Below are 20732 nucleotides of genomic sequence, written 5' to 3' on the forward strand. Positions count from 1 at the left end.
CTTTCCAATTCCAGAGCCCCCGGGCGGGGCCGCCGCGGCATGCTCGCGCAGCCGCGGCGGTCCCGCCCGGGCGGTCTTCAGTTGTAGGCGCTACTCGGCGATCGTGACTTCGCGCAGCTCGCAGTCGCCGCCCGGCCCGCTGTAGATCGGGTGGACGAAGACGTTCTCGAGCCGCTCGGTGTAGAAGTAGTTGAACCGCTCGCCGAACACCGGGACGCTCGGCATGTCCGCGGCGAGGATCGCCTCGGCCTCGGCGTAGAGCGCGACGGCCTCGTCGAGGGTCGCGGCGGAGCCGGCCTCGGCGATCTTGGCGTCGTAGGCGGCGTTCTCCCAGCCGTAGTCGTTCACGGAGGCGCCGCCGCCGTAGATCGGCTCCAGGTAGTTCTCGTTGAGGTTGTAGTCGGGGCCCCAGCCGGAGCGGAACGGGCCGTCGAGGTTGTGCTCCTCGCGGGTGGCCAGGAACTCGGGGAAGTCGAGGGTGACCAGCTCGTACTGGATGCCGAGGGACTGCGAGATCGAGTCGCCGATGGCGCGGAAGATGTCCACGTTGTCGGCCGCGTCGTTCACCCAGATCTGCATCTTCTCGCCCTCGGGCCAGCCGCCGGCCTCGGCGAGGAGCGCCGCCGCGGCCTCGGGGTCGTAGACGCAGTACTCGCCGCAGGAGTGCGTGCCGCCGCCGAGGATCGACTCGGGGACCCACTGGTCGAGCGGGTAGAAGCGCTCGGGGCCGACGACGTTCGCGACGCCCTCGCGGTCGATCGCCATCGAGATGGCGCGGCGCAGGTTGACGTCCTGGTACTTCGCGTCGTAGAGCGGGAAGCCGAGCACGAGGATGCTCGGGTCGTCCTGCTGGATGTGGCGCGATTCGAGGTCGGGGTCGTTCATGGCGTTCTCGTAGTCGGCCGCGGTCGGGCGGCAGACGTCGATGTCGCCGGTGAGGAAGTCCGCCCAGCAGTCGTCGCCTTCGAGGTAGACCTTCCAGTTGACGGCGTCGATCTGCGCCGGCATGTCGCCCGCGTAGTCCTCCCAGCGGACCGCGGTGCCGCCGGACTCGATGTCGTACGGCTCCTCGAACATGAAGGGGCCGTTGCCGATCGGCGTGGCCTCACAGGCTTCTAGGTCGGCCAGGCACGCCTCGGCGACCGGGTAGAACGCCTCGTAGCCGAGCATGGTCGGGAAGCCGATGAACGGCGCGGCCAGCTTGACCTCGATGGTCAGGTCGTCGACGGCGGTGACGCCGGAGAGGTGGGTGGTGGCGATCGGGGCCCACTCGGGCACCTCGGGGTCGGCCCACTGGTCCTCGGGGAGCGGGTCGGGGTTCATCTCGGCGTAGCCCTCGAAGGTGCCGAAGAAGTAGTTGAGCGGCAGCGAGTTGGACGCCAGCGCGGTCCGGTCCCACGAGCGGATGAACGCGTCGGCGTTCACCGGCTCGCCGTTCTGGAAGGTGAGGCCGTCCTTGATCGTGATCGTCCAGACCTGGTTGTCCGGCGAGGAGATCTCCTCGGCGACGAGGTTCTCCGGCTCGCCGGTCTCGCGGTCGTAGTAGACCAGGCCGTCGTAGACGTTCTTGATGATGCGGTAGCCCTCGGACTCGCCGGAGCCGCCCGGGACGAGGCTGCGGATCTCGCCGATCTGCATGTTGACGGTGCCGCCGCTGCCTCCGCCTTCACCGTCGACGTCGCCTTCGTCGCCGGCACAGGCCGCGGTGGATACCGCGAGCCCGGCGACCGCCATGGCGGCCACCGTCATTCGCATTCGTCGCACTGGGACGCTCCAGAGTGTGAGTGGGTCGTGGGATAACTCACACCATGTCGCACAACACAACTAATTGAAAGAGTGCGTTGTGAAATCGTTACCTAGCGGACGGTAAGCAGAGACCTTGCGCGTGCATTGTGACGGCGGTATTGCCGAATTTGCACCGCTTTGTGAGACGAATGTGGCCGTTGCGTGTCGATACGACCCGTGGGGTCACTCGGGCAGCAGGTACGCGGACGCCTCCGCCGCGGCGGCGGGGCCGTAGGACTGCTCCAGGCGGTTGACGAAGTCGACCGGGTTGACCGAGTACCCCTGCGGGCCAACGGATTCGAGGGCCAGCGCGGTGAGCTGGCTGGCGACCTCGGAGGAGCGGCGCAGGCCCATGCCCCAGCCGAGCCCGGCCAGGAGCCCGGCGGTGAACGCCTCGACGCCCCCGGCGGGGTCGATGATCTCGCGGGCGCGCGCGAACGGGACGCGGACGCGGTCCATGTCGTGGCCGGCGACCTCGACGCCGTCCTGGTCCAGCGTGGTCACGCGGACGCGCACGAGTTCGAGGATCTCGTCGTCGGTGAGGCCGGTCGTGGCCTGGAGCAGGTGGTAGCGGTGCTCGGTGGTGACGAGGAACTTGGCGCCGGACAGGAACTCGACGGCCTCGTCGCCCTCCAGGTCGCCGGGGTCGGCGCTGAACTCCAGGCCGAGGTCGCGGGCCTGGTCGGCGTAGGCGTGCATGGCCTTGGCCTCGGACGGTCCGATGTGGATGAGTCCGAGGGACCCGCCGCGCTCCATGACCTCGATGAGGTCGAGCTCGTCGGCGCCGAGGACGACCGGGGCCTGCCCGAGGCGGGCCAGGCCGTGGCCGACGGCCTCGGCGGTCGTTCCGGTGACGGCGGTCTTCATGCCTTGCACGACAAGTGCCACTGAGAAGGTCCTCGTTATCGTCGGGGACGGGATGATCGGAATTCGGAAAGTGCGGGACGAAAGCGGAGCGTCCGGCGGGGGCCGCTCAGCCTAGCGCACGCCGAAGCCCGGCCGGCGAAAGCGTCCGACCGGGCTTCGCGAGTCTGGCCGGGGGCCTAGTGGAACGAGTCGCCGCAGGCGCAGGAGCCTTGGGCGTTCGGGTTGTCGATGGTGAAGCCCTGGGCGTCGATCCGGTCGGCGAAGTCGATGCTCGCGCCGATGAGGTACGGGATGCTCATCTTGTCGACGATGACGCCGAAGCCCTCGTAGTCCTGGACCGTGTCGCCGTCGCGCACGTCGGTGTCGAAGTACAGGCCGTAGCGCAGGCCGGAGCAGCCGCCGGGGCTGACCTCGACGCGCAGGCGCAGGCCCTCTTCGCCTTCCTGCTCGATCAGGGCCTTGACCTTGGTGGCCGCGGCTTCGGTGAGCACGACGCCGACCTTGGCGCTGTCCTTGGCGTCGTTCAACTGATCGGTGTCAGCCTGCTGAGTGGCGCTCACTTGCTACTCCTCATGATGTGTGCGAGACCCGGGTCGCCGGGTCGATTCGACCCGTCAACAGTACCCAACCGGATCAGGCGCGTCTCTATTCCCGCGGCGTTGCGGCGGGAATCGGGACGCACATTTCCGAGGCCACCATCGCGATGAGGTGACACGCCGTTCCGGCTGGTGTCCGACGGTACCTATTCCTGCCATTCCTTCGCCACTCGTTCGGCGAGCGCGGTCAGTCCCTCGACGGGTCTGGCCATGGCCTCCTCGGCGCTGCCGAGCAGTTCGGTGACGGAGTACACGCCCGCGAGGGACGGATGGGCGTCGATCTCGGCCCGCCCGGCGAGGACCACGCAGGGTTTGCCGCTCGCTGCGGCGCCCGCGGCGACCTCGGCGGCGAGCTTGCCGCGCAGGCTCTGGGCGTCGAAGGAGCCCTCGCCGGTGACGACGAGGTCGGCGGCGGCGATCTTGGCGTCGAGGCCGACCGCGTCGCAGGTGAGGCGGGCGCCGGACTCGCGGGAGCCGCCGAGGAGGAAGAGGGCGAAGCCCATGCCGCCCGCGGCGCCCGCGCCGGGGTTCTCGGCCGCGCCGTGCAGACCGAGGGTGTCCTCGAGGGTGCGGGCGAAGTGGGCCACCGCGCGTTCGAGGCTCTCGACGGTGCGGGCGTCGGCGCCCTTCTGGGGGCCGAACACGTGGGTGGCGCCGTGCGGGCCCAGGAGCGGGGAGTCGACGTCGGTGGCGGCGGTGAAGATGACGCCGCGGGTGCGGGGCTGGCCCTCGACGGTGTGGACCGAGGTCAGGCCGCCGCCGCCGTAGGGGACGGGTTCGCCCGCGAGGTCGCGGAAGACGCAGCCGAGGGCGGTGAGCATCCCGGCGCCGGCGTCGTTGGTGGAGGAGCCGCCGAGGCCGATGACGACCCGGCGGGCGCCGGACTCGATGGCGTGGGCGATGAGCTGGCCGACGCCGAAGGTGGTGGTGCGCACGGGGTCGCGCTCCTCGGGGGCGAGGAGGTGGAGGCCGCAGGCGGCGGCGGACTCGATGTAGGCGGTGGCGCCGTCGAGGAGGTAGTCGGCCTTGACGACTCGGCCGAGCGGGTCGAAGACGTCGACGGTGCGCAGGGCCGCGGCGGGCCGGGCGCGGGCGAGGACGTCGACGAAGCCGGGGCCGCCGTCGGCGAGCGGGAGCGTGTCGACGGTGTCGCCGGGGCGGGCGCGCAGCCAGCCTTCGGCTGCGGCGTCGGCGGCTTCGCCGGCGCTCATGGTTCCGGCGAACTTGTCGGGAGCTATGAGGATGCGCACACGTCGAGGGTAGTGGATGCCGCAGAACATGAGGTAATCGCTTGCCGATCCTGAGACGCCCCCGGTTGCAAGGGTGCCTGACGGGTACGACGGCGGCGTCCGGCGGGCGGGCGACGCCCGGCCCGCGGGTGGTGAGGGCGACTTTCGGGCAGGCGGGATCACTCGGGTCTGGCAGCGCCCCCGGTTGCAATGGTGCCTGCGGGGTGCGACATCGCCGCTTCGAAGGCGCGGCCTCGGCGGCGGTCTCCGGGCAGGGCCCTGGTTTTCGGGCAGGGTGCATCGCGCGGGTCCGGGAGGGCCCCCCGGTTTCAAGGGTGCCCGCGGGGTGCGACAAAACGGCCGGGGCGGGCGGGGCGTGACGAAACGGGGGCGGGCGGGTCCGCAGGGTGGATTCGAGGAGGCCGGAGGACGCCCGGAGCGGACTAGGATTGCGGCCATGACGGGCTTCAATGAACCTGCGAGCACCCAGACCGCGCTCCTGCTGCTCGGCCGCGGCTCCGACGCCGGCTCCGAGCGCGGCGTCGACTGCCCCGGCGAGCTGCCCGCCCCCTCCGACCCGGACCTGGTCGAGCGGGCGAGAGCCGCCAAGGAGGCGCTGGGCGGCAACGTGTTCGTCCTCGGCCACCACTACCAGCGGGACGAGGTGATCCAGTTCGCCGACGTCACCGGCGACTCGTTCAAGCTCGCCCAGCAGGCCGCGGCCCGGCCGGACGCCGAGTACATCGTCTTCTGCGGCGTGCACTTCATGGCCGAGAGCGCCGACATCCTCACCGGCGACCACCAGCGGGTGGTCCTCCCCGACATGGCCGCCGGCTGCTCCATGGCCGACATGGCCACCGCCTCCCAGGTCGAGCAGTGCTGGGAGGACCTCCAGCGCGTCGGCGTCGCCGACGTCACCGTCCCGGTCACCTACATGAACTCCACGGCCGCGATCAAGGGCTTCGTCGGCCGCGAGGGCGGCATCGTCTGCACCTCCTCGAACGCCGAGCGCGCCCTGCGCTGGGCCTACGACCAGGGCGAGAAGGTCCTCTTCCTGCCCGACCAGCACCTCGGGCGCAACACCATGGTCCGCGAGATGGGCTACTCGCTCGACGACTGCGTGCTCTACAACCCGCACAAGCCGAACGGCGGGCTCACCGACGACGAGCTGCGGAACGCCAAGATCATCCTGTGGAAGGGCCACTGCTCGGTCCACGGGCGCTTCACCCTCGCCTGCGTCGAGGAGATGCGCCGGGTCGACCCCGAGGTCAACATCCTCGTCCACCCCGAGTGCACGCACGAGGTCGTCGAGGCCGCCGACTACGTGGGCTCGACCGAGTACATCATCAAGGCCCTCGAAGCCGCCGAGCCCGGCTCCTCGTGGGCCATCGGGACCGAGCTGAACCTGGTGCGCCGCCTGGCGAACCGCTTCCCGGACAAGAAGATCTCGTTCCTCGACAAGACCGTCTGCTACTGCTCGACCATGAACCGCATTGACCTGCCCCACCTCGTGTGGGCGCTCGAAGAGCTCGTGGCCGGGCGGGTGCCGAACGTCATCACCGTCGACGAGCGCACCGCGTCCTACGCCCGCGAGGCGCTGGACCGGATGCTCGCCCTCCCGTAGCCGGCCGGACCCGGAGTCGTGCGCCACAACGTGAACGATTCCGGGTCCCCCGAACGTGTATTCCATGTGCCGCGGGTGCGCATCATCACCGAGGGTTATACCGCTACCTGGGCGTTTTCCATGTGGCTATTCCGTTATCGTTGGTCCGCCGAGTCGATTCGAAGCGAACGAGACATCGACTCGGACCGGCCGCAGCACCCACGGCGACACCTGCCGGCCGCACGCACCGCAGCGTCGCCCCCCGGCCTCCGAATCCAGTACTCCAGTCCATCCGAGGAGATCTGTTGAGCAGCACCGACGCCACCCCCGAAACCGCCTCCCGCGAAGACGTGCTGATCGTCCACGGCGGCACGCCGCTCGAAGGCGACGTGACCGTCCGCGGGGCGAAGAACCTCGTCTCCAAGGCGATGGTGGCGGCCCTCCTGGGCACCTCCCCCTCGGTCCTGCGCTCGGTGCCCGCGATCCGCGACGTCGAGGTCGTCACCGGCCTCCTGCGCGTCCACGGCGTCGACGTCGAACTCGACGGCGATACCCTCTACATGGACCCCACCTCGGTCGAGTCCGCCGGCGTCGAGGAGATCAACGTCCACGCCGGGACCAGCCGCATCCCGATCCTCCTGTGCGGGCCGCTCCTGCACCGCCTCGGCCGCGCCTTCATCCCCGACCTCGGCGGATGCAACATCGGCGGCCGCCCCATCGACTTCCACCTCGACGCGCTCCGCCAGTTCGGCGCCGTCGTCGAGAAGGACGCCTCCGGCACCCACCTCTCGGCCCCCAACGGCCTCCACGGCATCCGCTACGAGCTGGAGTTCCCGTCCGTCGGCGCCACCGAGCAGGTCCTGCTCACCGCCGTCATGGCCAAGGGCACCACCGAGCTGCGCAACGCCGCCATCGAGCCCGAGATCATCGACCTCATCTGCATCCTGCAGAAGATGGGCGCGATCATCAAGGTCCACACCAACCGGGTGATCGAGATCGTCGGCGTCGACGAGCTCAAGGGCTACCGGCACCGCGCGCTCCCCGACCGCATCGAGGCCGCCTCGTGGGCCTCCGCGGCGCTCGCCACCGAGGGCAGCGTGTTCGTGCGCGGCGCCCAGCAGGCCGACATGATGACGTTCCTCAACGTGTTCCGCTCCATCGGCGGCGCCTACGAGGTCGACGACGACCCGGTCGAGGGCGGCATCCGCTTCTGGCACCCGGGCACCGCGCTCAAGCCCGTCGCGCTCGAGACCGACGTCCACCCCGGGCTCATGACCGACTGGCAGCAGCCGATCGTGGTCGCCCTCACCCAGGCCGACGGCCTGTCGATCATGCACGAGACCGTGTACGAGAACCGCTTCGGCTACACCTCCGAGCTGCGCCGCATGGGCGCCAACATCGAGCTGTACTCCGACTGCCTCGGCGGGACCCCGTGCCGCTGGGGGCGCCGCAACTTCCTGCACTCGGCCGTCATCGCCGGGCCCTCGAAGCTGCACGCCGCCGACCTCCAGATCCCCGACCTCCGCGCCGGCTTCAGCCACCTCATCGCGGCCATGGCCGCCGAGGGCACCTCGCGCGTCTACGGCGTCGACCGCTACATCACCCGCGGCTACGAGAACTTCGAGGAGAAGCTCCTCGGCCTCGGCGCGAAGATCGAGCGACCTGTCACGAAATAGCCGTGTTCCGGGCGTAGGTATGCTTGAGGGACCACCGCCCGCAGCCAGTCGAGGAAGGCCGATCGTCCGTGGCCAAGAAGTCCGTACAGGAAGCTCCTGCAACCGAGGAACCGAAGCCGGTTTCGGCCACGGACAAGAAGGGGAAGGCCACACCCAAGCGGCCGAACCAGTCGAAGGCCCGGCCGCCGGTCAACCCCCCGCTCACCAGCAAGGAGAAGCGGGAGGCGGTCAAGCGGTCCGGCCCCCTCACCAAGGAGCAGAAGAAGCAGGCCCGCGAGGACGTCAGAGCCGAGCGCGCCCGCATCGCCGAGGGCCAGTGGAAGGGCGACCCGCTCTTCGACAAGTACCACCTGCCCCGCGACCGCGGCGCCGAGCGCCTGCTCGTGCGCGACATCGTGGACGCCCGCTGGTCCATCGGCCAGTACTACATGTTCGGCGCGTTCGCGATCCTCATCTTCTCCACCGCCGGGTCCATCCAGCTCCAGAGCTACCTCTTCATCGGCCTCCTCGCCCTCACCGGCGCGATCGTCATCGAGTCGGTGTTCCTCACCCGCAAGGTCAAGCGGATCGTCCTCAAGCGCTTCCCGAAGACCTCGCAGCGCATGGGCGGCCTCTACTGGTACGCGATCCAGCGGAGCATCATGCCGCGGTCGATGCGGAACCCCCGCGCGCGCATGAGCTACAAGGCGACCGAGGACGACCTCGGCAAGATCGTCAAATGAGCGGGCGGGGCCGCCCGGCCCCGCCTCCCAAGCGATCGTGCCCGGGGTCGCTCGACTGTCCCTCCCCGGTCGCGATGGCTTACCCTCGAAACTGACGTAGCCCTCTCTGACCCCGGAAAGTAGTCAACGTGGTTGATGTCGCGGCGGACTTGCGGGCGGGGCTGTTCCGCGCCCTCGGCCCACTCGATCGCGCCACCATGCGCCACGCCATCGCCGACACCGTCGCCCTCCAGCAGATCCGCGAGGAGGCCACGCTCCGGCTCTCCCGCCACGCCGCCGAGGCCGACCAGTCGCGGCTCCTGGGCGTGCGGGCCGTCATCCTCCGCGTCCTCGGCGACTTCGACGGCGCCGAGGTCGACGCCGCGGCCGCCGTCAAGTACGCCGAGGCCGTCGGTGCCGACCTGCTCCTGGCCCCCGCCCGCGCCCGCCTCGCCCAGATCCTGCGCGTGCGCGGCCGCTACGAGGAGGCCGACCAGCTCTTCGCCCTCGCCGAGGCCGGCGAGCTGCCGCGGACACTCACCGGGGCCGTCCGCGCCTACGCCGGGCTCTCGTGCATCGCCCAGGGCCGCATCACCGAGTCGCTCATCCACGTCCAGCGCGCCTCCGAGCAGAACCCGCACGGGTTCGTCATGCAGATCGTCGAGACCGCGCTCTCCCTCATCGAGGAGCACGCCGCCAAGTACGGCTTCGGCGCCCCGCCCCGCGGCTGGGCCGAGCGCGCCGGGCACCCCGCCCCCGACCGGTTCCAGGACCCCCAGACCGGCCGCTTCGGCTACCTCGGCCCCGACGGGCGCCCGGTCGTGACGGCCGCGTTCAGCCAGGCCGGGGACTTCCGCGGCGGGGTCGCCGCCGTCTGCCAGGCCGACTGGGGCGCCATCGACCGCACCGGCACCGTCGTCGTCCCGATGCTCTACGGCGCCATGGAGACCCCCACCGCCGACGGGCGCACCGTCACCGGGTTCGTCAACGGCGTCGCCGTCGCCGCCCAGCGCGGCCGCGTCCTCGCCGTCCACAAGACCGGCCGGGTCGTGGTCCCCCCGCGCTTCCAGCGCATCGAGGTCCACCCCGCCGGGTTCCTCGTCTCCGACGGGTACTCGTGGGGCGCGCTCGGCTTCGACGGGAACGAGGTCGTGCCCGTCCGGGCGGACCGGGCCGAGTCGATGCGCCAGCTCGACGGCGCCGTCTCCATCGACGACGGGCCGCTCTAGCCCCGCCGCGAGGTGTCCGGGGCACGCGGGCCGACCGCGATGTGACCACCGGGCTGTGACCACCGCTCTGTGACCATGGTTGCGTTTGCCGCTAGCCGCTCGGCAGGTAGGCTCTGTACCCATGGAGTTTCGTCATCTCGGCCGCTCTGGCCTCGTCATTTCCGAACTCGTCTACGGCAACTGGATCACCCACGGCGGCCAGGTGGAGGAGGACGCCGCGGTCGCGTGCGTCAACGCCGCCCTCGAAGCCGGGATCACCACCTTCGACACTGCCGACGTGTACGCGCAGGGCAAGGCCGAAGAGGTCCTGGGCCGGGCGCTGAAGGACCAGCGCCGCGACGGCATCGAGATCTTCACCAAGGTCTACTGGCCCATGGGCAAGGGCAAGAACGACCGCGGCCTGTCCGCGAAGCACATCAAGGAGTCGATCGACAACTCCCTGCGCCGCCTCCAGACCGACCGCGTGGAGCTGTACCAGGCCCACCGCTGGGACGTGGAGACCCCGCTGGAGGAGACCATGCAGGCGTTCGCCGACGTGGTGCGCGCCGGCAAGGCCCACTACATCGGCGTCTCGGAGTGGACCGCCGACCAGATCCGCCAGGGCGCCGCGCTCGCCAAGGACCTGGGCATCCAGTTCGTCTCCAGCCAGCCCCAGTACTCCGCGCTGTGGCGGGTCATCGAGGCCGAGGTCGTCCCGGCCTCCGAGGAGCTGGGCATCGGCCAGATCGTCTGGTCCCCGCTGGCCGGCGGCGTGCTGTCGGGCAAGTACAAGCCGGGCCAGGCCGCTCCGGCGGGCTCGCGCGGCGCCGACCCGCAGTTCGGGCGCTTCGTCGAGGGCTGGCTCAAGGACGACGTGCTCGAGCGCGTCCAGCAGCTCGGCCCGATCGCCGAGGAGCTGGGCCTGACCATCGCGCAGCTCTCGCTCGCGTGGGTCCTGCAGAACCCGAACGTCTCGGCCGCGATCATCGGCGCGACCCGCCCCGAGCAGGTCGTGGAGAACGTCAAGGCCGTCGGCGTCAAGCTGCCGGACGAGGTCTACGCCAAGGTCAACGAGCTGCTGGAGCCGGTGGCCGTCACCGACCCGAAGGAGACGACGGCGCCGAACCCGCGCGCGTAACCGCCTTCGCGAACAGCTGTGGATCGGCCGCATCGAACCATTCGATGCGGCCGTCCCGTTTGAACCAGGAGCGCTGGCGGCGCACGAAGCGCCGGGTGCCCTGCACGGTGAGGCGGAACGCCTCGTCCTCGTCGTACTCCCCCGCGAAGTGGGCGAGGACCTGCTGGTAGCCGAGGGCGCGGGAGGCGGTGCGGCCCTCGCGCAGGCCCCGGGCCTCCAGGTCGCGGACCTCGGCGAGGAGCCCGTCGTCCCACATCTTCCGCACGCGCCGCTCGATGCGCTCGTCGAGGGCCGGGGTGTCGAGGTCGACGCCGATGCGGACCGCCTCGAAGTGGGCCTTCGGCTCGGGAAGCGAGGCGGTGAAGGAGCCGGTGAGCTCCACGACCTCGAGGGCGCGCACGACGCGGCGGCCGTTCGAGGGCAGGATCGCCTTCGCGGCCTCGGGGTCGAGCGTCCTCAGGCGCTCCCAGAGGGCGAGCGAGCCGTCGCGTTCCGCCTCGGCTTCGAGGCGGGCGCGGATCTCGGGGTCGGTGCCGGGGAACTCCATCTCGTCGAGGGCGGCCTGGACGTAGAGGCCGGAGCCGCCGACGAGGATCGGTCGCCCGCCGCGGGCGCGGACCGCGGCGACGGCCTCGCGGGCGAGGCGCTGGTAGCTGGCGACGTCGGCGGGCTCGGTGACGTCGAGGACGTCGAAGACGTGGTGGGGGACCCCGCGGGCCTCCTCGGCGGTGATCTTCGCGGTGCCGATGTCCATCCCGCGGTACAGCTGCATCGAGTCGGCGTTGACGATCTCGCCGCCGAGCGCTTCGGCGAGCGCGACGGAGAGCGCGGTCTTGCCCGCCGCGGTGGGGCCTACGACGGCGATCACCGGCGGTTGTAGGGTGGGTGTGCCGTCGACTTCCCCTCGGCGAGGTTCGCGAGCCGAGAAACTGGCACTGTCCAATTGAATGACCCCCTCGGTACGTGTGCAGCCCCGACCCGGCTGGCGGCGACCCGCCGACCACCGTAAGGTACGGGAAATACGTCCCTAAGTTCGTGTGAAGGATTTGAGATTACCGCGATGAGTGACCTCGGAGACTGGACCAGCTTCGGCCGCATCGACGCCGACGGCACGGTCTATGTGAAGACCTCCTCCGGCGAGCGCGCGGTCGGCTCGTGGCAGGCCGGCTCGACCGAGGAGGGGCTCGCGCACTTCGCGCGCAAGTACGCCGACCTCGTCGTGGAAGTCGATCTCATCGCCGCGCGCCTGAACTCGGAGTCGGCCGACGTGGAGCAGGCGGCCTCGCAGCTGCGCAAGCTCCGCGAGGGCCTGGACACCGCGGCGGTGGTCGGGGACGTCGAGGGCCTGGCGACCCGCCTGGACGGGCTGTCGAAGCACGCCGAGGAGAAGCTCGGCGAGTTCAAGGCCGCGAAGGAGTCCGAGCGCGCCGAGGCCGTCGCCGCCAAGGAGGCCCTGGTGGCCGAGGCGGAGGACCTGGCGTCGCGCGACAGCCACTGGAAGGCGTCGGGGCAGCGCTTCAGCGAGATGATCGAGGAGTGGAAGGCGATCCACGGGGTCGACCGGAAGACCGATCAGAAGCTGTGGCGGCGGTTCTCGGCCGCGCGCGACACGTTCACGCGCCACCGCGGGGCCTACTTCTCCCAGCTCGACGCCGAGCGCAAGGTGATCGGGCAGAAGAAGGAAGAGCTCATCGCGAAGGCGGAGGAGCTGTCGACCTCGCAGGACTGGGGGCCCACGGCCGACGCGCTCAAGGGCCTCATGGCCGAGTGGAAGGACGCCGGGCGACTGGCGCCGGACGCGGAGCAGAAGGCGTGGAAGCGGTTCCGGGCGGCGCAGGACGTGTTCTTCAACGCGCGCTCCGAGGTGTTCTCGGCCCGCGACGCGGAGCTGGAGGCGAACCAGGCCGCCAAGGAGGAGCTGCTCAAGCAGGCCGAGGCGCTGGACATCGAGGCCGACCCGAAGGCGGCGCAGAACGCGTTCCGCGACCTCCAGGCCGGGTGGCACGACATCGGCGCGGTCCCGCGCAAGAACCAGGCGAAGCTCCAGCGGCGCCTGCGCACCGTCGAGGACAAGCTCCGCGACGCCCTGGACACCGCGTGGCGCAAGGTCCCGGTCGAGGAGAACCCGCTGCTGCTCCAGATGCGCCAGCAGGTCGCCGAGGCCGAGGAGAAGCTGGCCCGCGCGAAGGCCGACGGGAACGCCGGCCGGATCAAGAAGGCCGAGTCGGACCTGGCGAGCAAGAAGCAGTTCCTGCAGCTTGCGGAGGGAACCAAGTAGCACAGGCTGCAACTGGCCGAGGGCTCGAAGTAGGCGATACCCGCCGTTCTTCCGGGGTTGGCGCGGACGCATGAGGGCGTTCGCCGACCGGTCGGGATAATGGGACTGGGCTACGACGGCGTGGACCGCACCGGTCCGCGCCGTTCGCTCTGCCCCCAACCGACCATGTCCCCCGACAGGAAGGCAGCCGAATGACCCTCGAAACGCTCCCCCAGCAGTTCATCGACGCCGAGAAGGTCTTCAACCTCCGGGACGTCGGCGGCTGGGACGCCGCGGACGGCCGCAAGGTCAGGTCCGGCCGGGTGTTCCGCTCCGACAACCTCGGGATGGTGTCCGAGGCCGATGTCGACCTGCTCGTGAACCGGCTCGGGATCCGCCACGTGATCGACCTGCGCCGGGCCGAGGAGTGGGAGGTCGCCGGGCGGTTCCCCGAGGTCGACGGGGTCGAGTTCCACCACTTCGAGCTGCTGCACGTGAAGTGGGAGAGCATCGGCCGCGAGTACCCGGCGGGCGCCGACGTGGTGCCGTTCCTGCGCCAGCGGTACTCGGGCATGTACGAGGCCGGGTACCGGGCGGTGCGCGACTCGCTCGACGTGATCGCGTCCGGCGAGCCGGTCCTGTTCCACTGCATGGCCGGGAAGGACCGGACGGGCCTGGTGGCCGCGGCGCTGCTGTCGGTGCTCGGCGTCGACGCGGCGGACATCGCCCGGGACTACGAGCTGTCGAACGTGGGCATCGCGCGGTGGCGCACCTGGCGCGACGCGAACCTGGGCAGGCCGGAGGCCGAGAGCGGGCTGACCACGCCGGCGGAGGCGATGCTGGAGACCATCGCGGAGATGGAGGCCCGCTTCGGGTCCCTGGCCGACTACGTGGCGGCGACCGGTTTCGACCGGGTCGACGTGCTCCGTTCGCAGTTGCTGGAGTAGTCCGGCCCGCTCTTTGAGACGCGGACTGTTAATTTTCGCCGCTATAGCGTTTGCCGGACCCGTTGGGGCACAACGGGTCCGGTGGCGCGGCAGGTTTACCGGCCGGTTACTTACCGGTCGGCAGGTGAAATTCGATTGCCGGATGTCACACGCCGCTCGTAACTTGGAGCGGTGGGCTCAGAGCGGTTGAAAACTCCAGAAGAATCCGAATCAGACAATCCCCCCGAACGTCAGACGGCGCTGACGAACCTCTGGCGGATGAAGAAGTACCTGTACCCGTACCGGTACCGCCTCGCGGTGCTGTGGTCGATGGTGCTCCTCAACATCGTGTCCGGACTGGCGATCCCCCCGCTGGTCGGGCGGGCCATCGACGGCCCGATCCACCACGGCGACATGCGCGGCCTGGTGGTCATCGTCGGCGTGATCGTGATCCTCGGCGCCGCCGACGCGATCCTCCAGCTCGCGCGGCGGTACTTCCAGACCACCACCGCGATGGCCATCGAGAAGGACATCCGCGGCGTCCTCTACGAGCACCTCCAGGTGCTCCACACCGGGTTCCACGACCGGTGGCAGACCGGGCAGCTCCTCGCCCGCGTCACCTCCGACCTCGGCATGATCCGGCGGTTCTTCGCCGGCGGCCTGGTCTTCGCGATCACCTCCACCGGCATGATCCTCATCATCATGGGCCAGCTGCTGTTCATCGAATGGCGGCTGGCGCTCATCGTGGCGGCCTCGGCCGTCCCGCTGTTCCTCATCGGCCGCAAGTTCTTCCGCGAGTACCTGCCCGCGGCCCGGTCCGAGCAGGACCAGTCCGGCGAGGTCTCCAGCGCGGCCGAGGAGTCGGCGCTCGGCATCCGCGCGATCAAGGCGCTCGGACGCGGCCCGCTCATGGCGGCCCGCTTCGAGAAGGAGGCCGAGGAGCTGCGCTCGCGCAGCATCTTCAAGAGCATGATCGCGTCCCGGTCCTGGTCGGGCTACGACGCCATCGCCACGGCCGCCGTCGGCGCGGTCCTCGTGTTCGGCTCGACCATGGTCGCGGGCGGATCGCTGTCCGTGGGCGACCTGACGGCGTTCATCATGCTCCAGCTCGCGCTCCTGTGGCCGATCGAGGCCACGGGCTGGGTCATGGCCCACGGCAACGAGGCCATGACCGCCGCCGACCGCGTCTACGACGTGCTCGACACCGAGCCGGCGATCAAGGACCGCCCGAACGCCAAGGTGGTCGAGCGCGGCGACGTGCGCGGCGAACTCGTCTTCGAGGACGTGCGGTACGCGTTCGAGGACGACTCCCGCGAGATCCTGCGCGGCGTCGACCTGCGCGTCGAGCCCGGCGAGACCGTCGCCATCGCGGGCAAGACCGGGTCGGGCAAGACCACGCTCGTCTCGCTGCCCTCGCGGCTCAACGACCCGACCGGCGGGCGGATCCTCTTGGACGGCACCGACATCCGCGACCTCCGGCTGGAGAACCTGCGCTCGGTCGTCACCACCGCGTTCGAGGAGGCCACGCTCTTCTCGATGAGCGTGCGCGAGAACCTCGCCCTCGGGCGCCCCGACGCCGACGAGCGCGACCTGGAGGAGGCCGTGCGGGTCGCCCAGGCCGAGTTCGTCTACGACCTGCCGTACGGGCTCGACACCCGCATCGGCGAGCAGGGCCTGTCCCTGTCCGGCGGCCAGCGCCAGCGCCTCGCGCTCGCCCGCGCCGTCGTCGTGCGCCCGGCCGTGCTCGTCCTCGACGACCCGCTGTCGGCGCTCGACGTGCACACCGAGGAGCTGGTCGAGCGGGCCCTGGCGCAGGTCCTGCGCGACACGACCGCGCTGGTCGTGGTCCACCGGCCGTCCACGGTCGCCCTGGCAGACAAGGTGGCGCTGCTCCACGAGGGCCGCATCGCGGCCTTCGGCGCGCACTCCGAGCTGATGGCGTCCAGTCCCGAGTACGTCGACGTGCTGTCGGCCGAGTCTGAGGAGGTGGCGGCGTGACCGCGACCGGAAGCGACGTCGCGAGCGCGACGGCAGAGGAGATCGAGCGCCGCGCCGAGCAGCCCGTGGACAAGCACGCGTCCTGGCGCGGGCGGGCCGAGTCCGCGGAGGCGGACCGGACCAGCGCCGAGGTGGACGACGCCGAGTCGATCAGGGAGCTGCGGCTCAAGAGCCGCCGGCTCCTGGGCTGGATGATGCGCCCGCACAAGAAGGGGATCGCGTTCCTGTGCGCGATCCTGGTGGTGCAGAACTTCACCAGCATGGCGACCCCGCTGCTGGTCATGTTCGGCATCGACAACGCGATCCCGGCGATCGCCGACCGCGGCGACTACTCGATGCTCATCGGGATCGCGGTCGTGTTCGCGGTGGTGTCGGTCCTGAAGTACGTGTGCGTGCGCCTGTACATCGCGCAGTCGGCGAAGGTCGGCAACGCGATGCTGTTCGCACTGCGCAGCAGGGTGTTCCGCAAGTTCCAGGACCTGTCGGTGTCGTTCCACGAGCGGTTCACCTCCGGTCGCGTCACGGCCCGGCAGAGCTCCGACATGGAGGCCATCCGGGAGATGACCGAGAACGGCGTGGACGACCTGGTCCTGGCCGCGCTCAACGTCGTCACGATCACGATCGTCATGCTCGTGATCGACCCGCTGCTGGCGGCGGTGGCGCTGCTGACGTTCCCGCTCATGCTGCTGCTGGGCCGCTGGTTCAGCCGGGTGTCGGCGGTGGCGTACCGCAAGGCGCGCGAGACCGTGGCGCTCCTGATCGTGTACTTCGTGGAGTCGATGGGCGGGGTGCGCGCGGTGCAGGCGTACCGGCGCGAGCCGCGCGACCGGGAGCTGTTCGCGGGGCTGAACACCGACAACCAGTTCGCGCAGGCCAAGGGCCACCAGCAGAACGCGTTCATGTCGGGCGGGATGCGCGGCATCGGGCACCTGGCGACCGTGGTGGTGCTGCTGTTCGGCGGCTGGCAGGTCATGCAGGGCAACACCGAGCTCGGCGTGCTGGCGGCGTTCCTGCTGTACATGAAGCGGTTCTTCGACCCGCTGAACGAGCTGGTGCAGTTCTACAACGTGCTCCAGTCGGCGACCTCGGCGCTGGAGAAGCTCTCGGGGGTGCTCGACGAGACCGTGGAGGTGGCCGAGCCGCAGTCGCCCAAGACGATCGCGTCGCCGCGCGGGGAGTTGCGCTTCGACGACGTGCACTTCCAGTACCGGGACGACCAGGTGGTCCTGCCGGGCCTGGACCTGCGGATCGCGGGCGGGCAGACCATGGCGCTGGTCGGGGCCACGGGCGCGGGGAAGACGACGATCGCGAAGCTGGTGAGCCGCTTCTACGACCCGGGTTCGGGTTCGGTGTCGCTGGACGGCGTGGACCTGCGGGACCTGTCGGAGGCGGAGCTGCGCCGGAACGTCGTCATGATCACCCAGGAGAACTTCCTGTTCAACGGCTCGATCGCCGAGAACATCGAACTGGGCAGGCCCGGTGCGAGCCGGGAGCGGATCGTGGAGGCGGCCAAGGTGGTCGGGGCGCACGAGTTCATCGAGGCCCTGCCGGACGGGTACGACACGCACGTGCGCAAGCGCGGCGGGCGCCTGTCGGCGGGCCAGCGGCAGCTCGTGGTGTTCGCGCGGGCGTTCCTGGCCGACCCGCGGGTGCTCATCCTGGACGAGGCGACGAGCTCGCTCGACATCCCGTCCGAGCGGCTGGTGCAGCGGGCGCTGCGCACGATCCTGGCCGACCGGACGGCGATCATCATCGCGCACCGGCTGTCCACGGTGGAGATCGCCGACCGGGTGCTGGTGCTGGAGCACGGCCGGATCATCGAGGACGGGCGCCCCGACGAGCTGATCGACCGCGGCGGCGAGTACGCGACGCTGCACCGGCAGTGGGAGGACTCGCTGGTGTGAGCGGGGGGCGGGACGGCGTCCCGCCCGCGTGGACGGTTCCGGGGCCGGGCGATGCGCCCGGTCCCGTTCCGCCGCCCCGGTCGCCCGCCCGCGCCGGGCCGGCCCCCGGCCTCGCGGGCATCCCGGTGCTCCCGCTGGCGGGCTTCATGTTCTTTTGGCGCGTCAGCGCCGGGCCGAGACGATGAAGTAGTCGATCCAGCCGCTCTCGTAGCAGCGCAGCCAGTTGCGGCCCCAGGAGTCGCGGAACTCGGTCTGGGCGACCCAGCGGTCGAACTGGCGCCACACGTGCGGCCCGATCGGCTCGACCTCGACCGCGGTGAACCCGGCGGCGGCGAGGTCGGCCGCGAACGCGCCGACCGGGCGGACCACGTCGACGCCGGAGGCGACGGTCTCGATGAGGTCGGGGAGCGGCGTGTCCCGCGGGGCGCCGTCGGGGGCGAAGAACGTCGCGGCGGCGAAGCCGCCGCCGGGGCGCAGGACCCGGTGCGCCTCGCGCGCCACCGCGGCAAGGTCGTCCACGTGCTGGAGCGCCTCGACGGAGTAGACGCCGTCGAAGGACCCGTCCGGGAACGGGATCGCGGTGACCGAGCCCTCGTGGAACGCCAGGCGGCCCGAGAGCCGCTCCAGGTCCTCCGCGTTGGCCTCGGCGGCGCGTTCGAGCTGGGCCTTGGACCGGTCGAGCCCGGCGGTGTAGGCGGCGAACTCGCGGGCGACCAGGGCCGTCCCGACGCCGATGCCGGAGCCGAGTTCGAGCAGTTCCACCCCGGGCGGGGTGTCCAGGCGGGCGACGGTGCGGCGGTACAGCTCGGCCTGGCTCGCGGTCCGCTCGGCGAGCGTGATGTCGCGGTCGGCGGCGAGGTCGCCCCAGTACCCGTAGTTGATGAAGGAGCCCGAGAAGATCGTCAGCGAACCCAGGTCGAGCTCGCCGTACATCTGATCCCGCTCGGCCTGGACGTCGATTTCCTGTTCCATCGCCCGATTCTGGCACGGGGCCGGGACGGTCCGGAACCCTCGTGCCCCGGCCGCCGGCGCATCCGCTCAGCAGGCGCAGGCGGGGCCCTCCTGCGTCGGGAGCGGCTTCCTCCCGAGCGAGGGCATGCCGAGGGCGACGCCGGGGAGCTTCGTGGCCTTGCCGGAGGCCCAGGCGTCGCCTGCCCTGGTCGCGCGGTGGGACAGGACCGCGCCGTCGGCCACGAGGTGGTGCGGGGCGCCGTAGGTGATCGCGGTGGTGACGACGTCGCCGGGGCGCACGCCCTCGGCGTTGCCCGCCGGGTCGGTCGCCGACGGCGTGACGTTGAAGTGGACGAGGCGGCCGTCGCGGGCGCGGCCCGAGAGGCGGCCGGTGGCCTCGTCCTTGCGGCCGTCCCCGGCCGTGACCAGGACCTCGACCACGGACCCTTCGAGCTTCCGGTTCTCCTCCCAGGAGACGCGCTCCTGGAGGGCGACCAGGCGCTCGTAGCGCTCCTGCACGACGGCCTTGGGGATCTGGTCCTCCATGGTCGCGGCGGGGGTGCCGGGGCGGATCGAGTACTGGAACGTGAAGGCGCTAGAGAAGCGGGCCCGCTCGACCACGTCGAGGGTCCCCTGGAAGTCCTCCTCGGTCTCGCCGGGGAAGCCCACGATGATGTCGGTGGTGATGGCCGCGTCGGGCATGGCCGCGCGGACCTTGTCGAGGATCTCCAGGTACTTCGCGGAGCGGTAGGACCGGCGCATCTCCTTGAGCACCCGGTCCGAGCCGGACTGGAGCGGCATGTGGAGCGAGTGGCAGACGTTCGGGGTCTCGGCCATGGCGGCGATGACGTCGTCGGTGAAGTTCTTCGGGTGCGGGCTGGTGAAGCGCACCCGCTCCAGGCCCTCGATCCCACCGGTCGCACGCAGGAGCTTGCCGAAGGCGAGCTTGTCGCCGAACTCGACGCCGTAGGTGTTCACGTTCTGGCCCAGCAGGGTCACCTCGGAGACGCCCTCGGCCACCAGCGCGCGGACCTCGGCCAGGATCTCGCCGGGGCGGCGGTCCTTCTCCTTGCCGCGGAGCGCGGGCACGATGCAGAACGTGCAGGTGTTGTTGCAGCCCACGGAGATCGAGACCCACCCGGAGTAGGTGGACTCGCGCTTGGTCGGCAGGGTCGAGGGGAACGTCTCCAGCGACTCCAGGATCTCGACCTCGGCGGCCCGGTTGTGGCGGGCGCGCTCGAGCAGGGCCGGGAGCGACCCGATGTTGTGGGTGCCGAAGACCGCGTCGACCCAGGGCGCGCGCTTGACGATCTCGCCGCGGTCCTTCTGGGCCAGGCAGCCGCCGACGGCGATCTGCATGTCGGGGTTCTCGCGCTTGGCCGGGGCCAGGTGGCTGAGGTTCCCGTACAGCTTGTTGTCGGCGTTCTCGCGCACCGCGCAGGTGTTGAACACGACCAGGTCGGGCGCGCCCTCGGCCGCGACCGGGACGTAGCCCGCCGCTTCGAGCAGGCCCCCGATCCGCTCGGAGTCGTGCACGTTCATCTGACAGCCGTACGTCTTCACCTGGTACGTCTTCACACCGTTGGCAACCACTCCCCCAGGATAGACGCGAGCCGCATCACACGCTCAGGCCCGGGAGCGCGACCGGACGCGCACGCAGGGTGAGCAGTCGACCGCCTACAGTGCACTGTCGTCCGAACGCCCGTTCGCAGCTTTTCAGTGACTCCGCGATGTTGCCCCTTATTGCGCACGGTAAAGCCCACTCGCCGACAAAACTTATTCTTGTCCGGTCTTGTGCGTCCCCGACCGTCCTTATAAGGTGACCTGCGTGCCGCCCTATCCCCACGAGAGGGCGGCTTCCCCACCAAAGACCCCACGAGCCTCTCTACTCAT

General features: G+C 70.6%; 16 protein-coding genes. 9 read left to right on the forward strand and 7 right to left on the reverse strand.

Annotated features, from left to right (window positions below):
* Positions 1-90: 90 nt before the first annotated feature.
* The 4 genes from BLS99_RS18415 to BLS99_RS18430 form a co-directional block, all read right to left on the reverse strand.
* Positions 91-1755 carry a peptide ABC transporter substrate-binding protein gene (locus tag BLS99_RS18415; protein WP_091052970.1) on the reverse strand — a complete coding sequence of 555 codons (1665 nt, stop codon included), beginning with the start codon at positions 1753-1755 and terminating at the stop codon, positions 91-93.
* Between the two features lie 213 nt (positions 1756-1968).
* Positions 1969-2673 (reverse strand): carbohydrate kinase family protein, encoded by a 705-nt coding sequence (locus BLS99_RS18420; RefSeq protein WP_143034861.1) that lies wholly within the window; start codon positions 2671-2673, stop codon positions 1969-1971.
* 155 nt (positions 2674-2828) lie between these two features.
* Positions 2829-3179 carry an iron-sulfur cluster insertion protein ErpA gene (gene erpA, locus BLS99_RS18425; RefSeq protein ID WP_091052975.1) on the reverse strand — a complete coding sequence of 117 codons (351 nt, stop codon included), beginning with the start codon at positions 3177-3179 and terminating at the stop codon, positions 2829-2831.
* Between the two features lie 215 nt (positions 3180-3394).
* Positions 3395-4528, reverse strand: coding sequence for a glycerate kinase family protein (locus BLS99_RS18430; RefSeq protein ID WP_091052978.1), 1134 nt, complete (start codon positions 4526-4528; stop codon positions 3395-3397).
* Positions 4529-4934: 406 nt separating this feature from the next.
* Between BLS99_RS18430 and nadA the strand changes: the two genes are divergently transcribed.
* From nadA to BLS99_RS18455, 5 genes are all read left to right on the forward strand, one after another.
* On the forward strand, positions 4935-6101 hold the full coding sequence (gene nadA, locus BLS99_RS18435) for a quinolinate synthase NadA (protein WP_091052980.1): 1167 nt from the start codon (positions 4935-4937) through the stop codon (positions 6099-6101).
* Positions 6102-6385: 284 nt separating this feature from the next.
* The gene (gene murA, locus BLS99_RS18440) at positions 6386-7756 is read left to right on the forward strand and encodes a UDP-N-acetylglucosamine 1-carboxyvinyltransferase (RefSeq protein WP_091052984.1); all 1371 of its coding nucleotides are present in this window, start codon (positions 6386-6388) and stop codon (positions 7754-7756) included.
* A 68-nt stretch (positions 7757-7824) separates the two neighbouring features.
* Positions 7825-8478, forward strand: a complete 654-nt coding sequence (locus tag BLS99_RS18445; protein WP_176953428.1) for a DUF3043 domain-containing protein — start codon at positions 7825-7827, stop codon at positions 8476-8478.
* A 128-nt stretch (positions 8479-8606) separates the two neighbouring features.
* Complete coding sequence (locus BLS99_RS18450) at positions 8607-9686, forward strand: WG repeat-containing protein (protein ID WP_143034862.1); 1080 nt, start codon at positions 8607-8609, stop codon at positions 9684-9686.
* A gap of 121 nt (positions 9687-9807) precedes the next feature.
* Complete coding sequence (locus BLS99_RS18455; protein ID WP_091052993.1) at positions 9808-10803, forward strand: aldo/keto reductase family protein; 996 nt, start codon at positions 9808-9810, stop codon at positions 10801-10803.
* Here BLS99_RS18455 and miaA read toward each other — a convergent pair.
* Complete coding sequence (gene miaA / locus BLS99_RS18460; protein ID WP_176953429.1) at positions 10760-11746, reverse strand: tRNA (adenosine(37)-N6)-dimethylallyltransferase MiaA; 987 nt, start codon at positions 11744-11746, stop codon at positions 10760-10762. The two genes, BLS99_RS18455 and miaA, sit on opposite strands and share 44 nt — an antisense overlap.
* 117 nt (positions 11747-11863) lie before the next feature.
* On the opposite strand from miaA, the gene BLS99_RS18465 reads away from it, so the two are divergent.
* From BLS99_RS18465 to BLS99_RS18480, 4 genes are all read left to right on the forward strand, one after another.
* Entirely contained in the window at positions 11864-13081 is a 1218-nt protein-coding gene (locus BLS99_RS18465) for a DUF349 domain-containing protein (RefSeq protein WP_091052999.1), read from the forward strand.
* Between the two features lie 191 nt (positions 13082-13272).
* The gene (locus BLS99_RS18470; RefSeq protein WP_091053002.1) at positions 13273-14007 is read left to right on the forward strand and encodes a tyrosine-protein phosphatase; all 735 of its coding nucleotides are present in this window, start codon (positions 13273-13275) and stop codon (positions 14005-14007) included.
* 258 nt (positions 14008-14265) lie between these two features.
* Complete coding sequence (locus tag BLS99_RS18475; protein ID WP_091053004.1) at positions 14266-15984, forward strand: ABC transporter ATP-binding protein; 1719 nt, start codon at positions 14266-14268, stop codon at positions 15982-15984.
* A complete protein-coding gene (locus BLS99_RS18480) occupies positions 15981-17888 on the forward strand; it encodes an ABC transporter ATP-binding protein (protein WP_245712305.1) in 1908 nt (635 codons plus the stop codon). Before BLS99_RS18475 ends, BLS99_RS18480 begins: the two co-directional genes overlap by 4 nt.
* A 162-nt stretch (positions 17889-18050) precedes the next feature.
* Here BLS99_RS18480 and BLS99_RS18485 read toward each other — a convergent pair whose 3' ends face one another.
* Both BLS99_RS18485 and miaB read right to left on the reverse strand, forming a co-directional pair.
* Positions 18051-18860 (reverse strand): class I SAM-dependent methyltransferase, encoded by an 810-nt coding sequence (locus tag BLS99_RS18485; RefSeq protein WP_091053006.1) that lies wholly within the window; start codon positions 18858-18860, stop codon positions 18051-18053.
* Between the two features lie 66 nt (positions 18861-18926).
* On the reverse strand, positions 18927-20432 hold the full coding sequence (gene miaB, locus BLS99_RS18490; protein WP_245712306.1) for a tRNA (N6-isopentenyl adenosine(37)-C2)-methylthiotransferase MiaB: 1506 nt from the start codon (positions 20430-20432) through the stop codon (positions 18927-18929).
* Between the last annotated feature and the right edge of the window lie 300 nt (positions 20433-20732).

Source organism: Glycomyces sambucus (assembly GCF_900102815.1).
In the GTDB taxonomy this organism is placed as follows: Bacteria; Actinomycetota; Actinomycetes; order Mycobacteriales; family Micromonosporaceae; genus Glycomyces; species Glycomyces sambucus.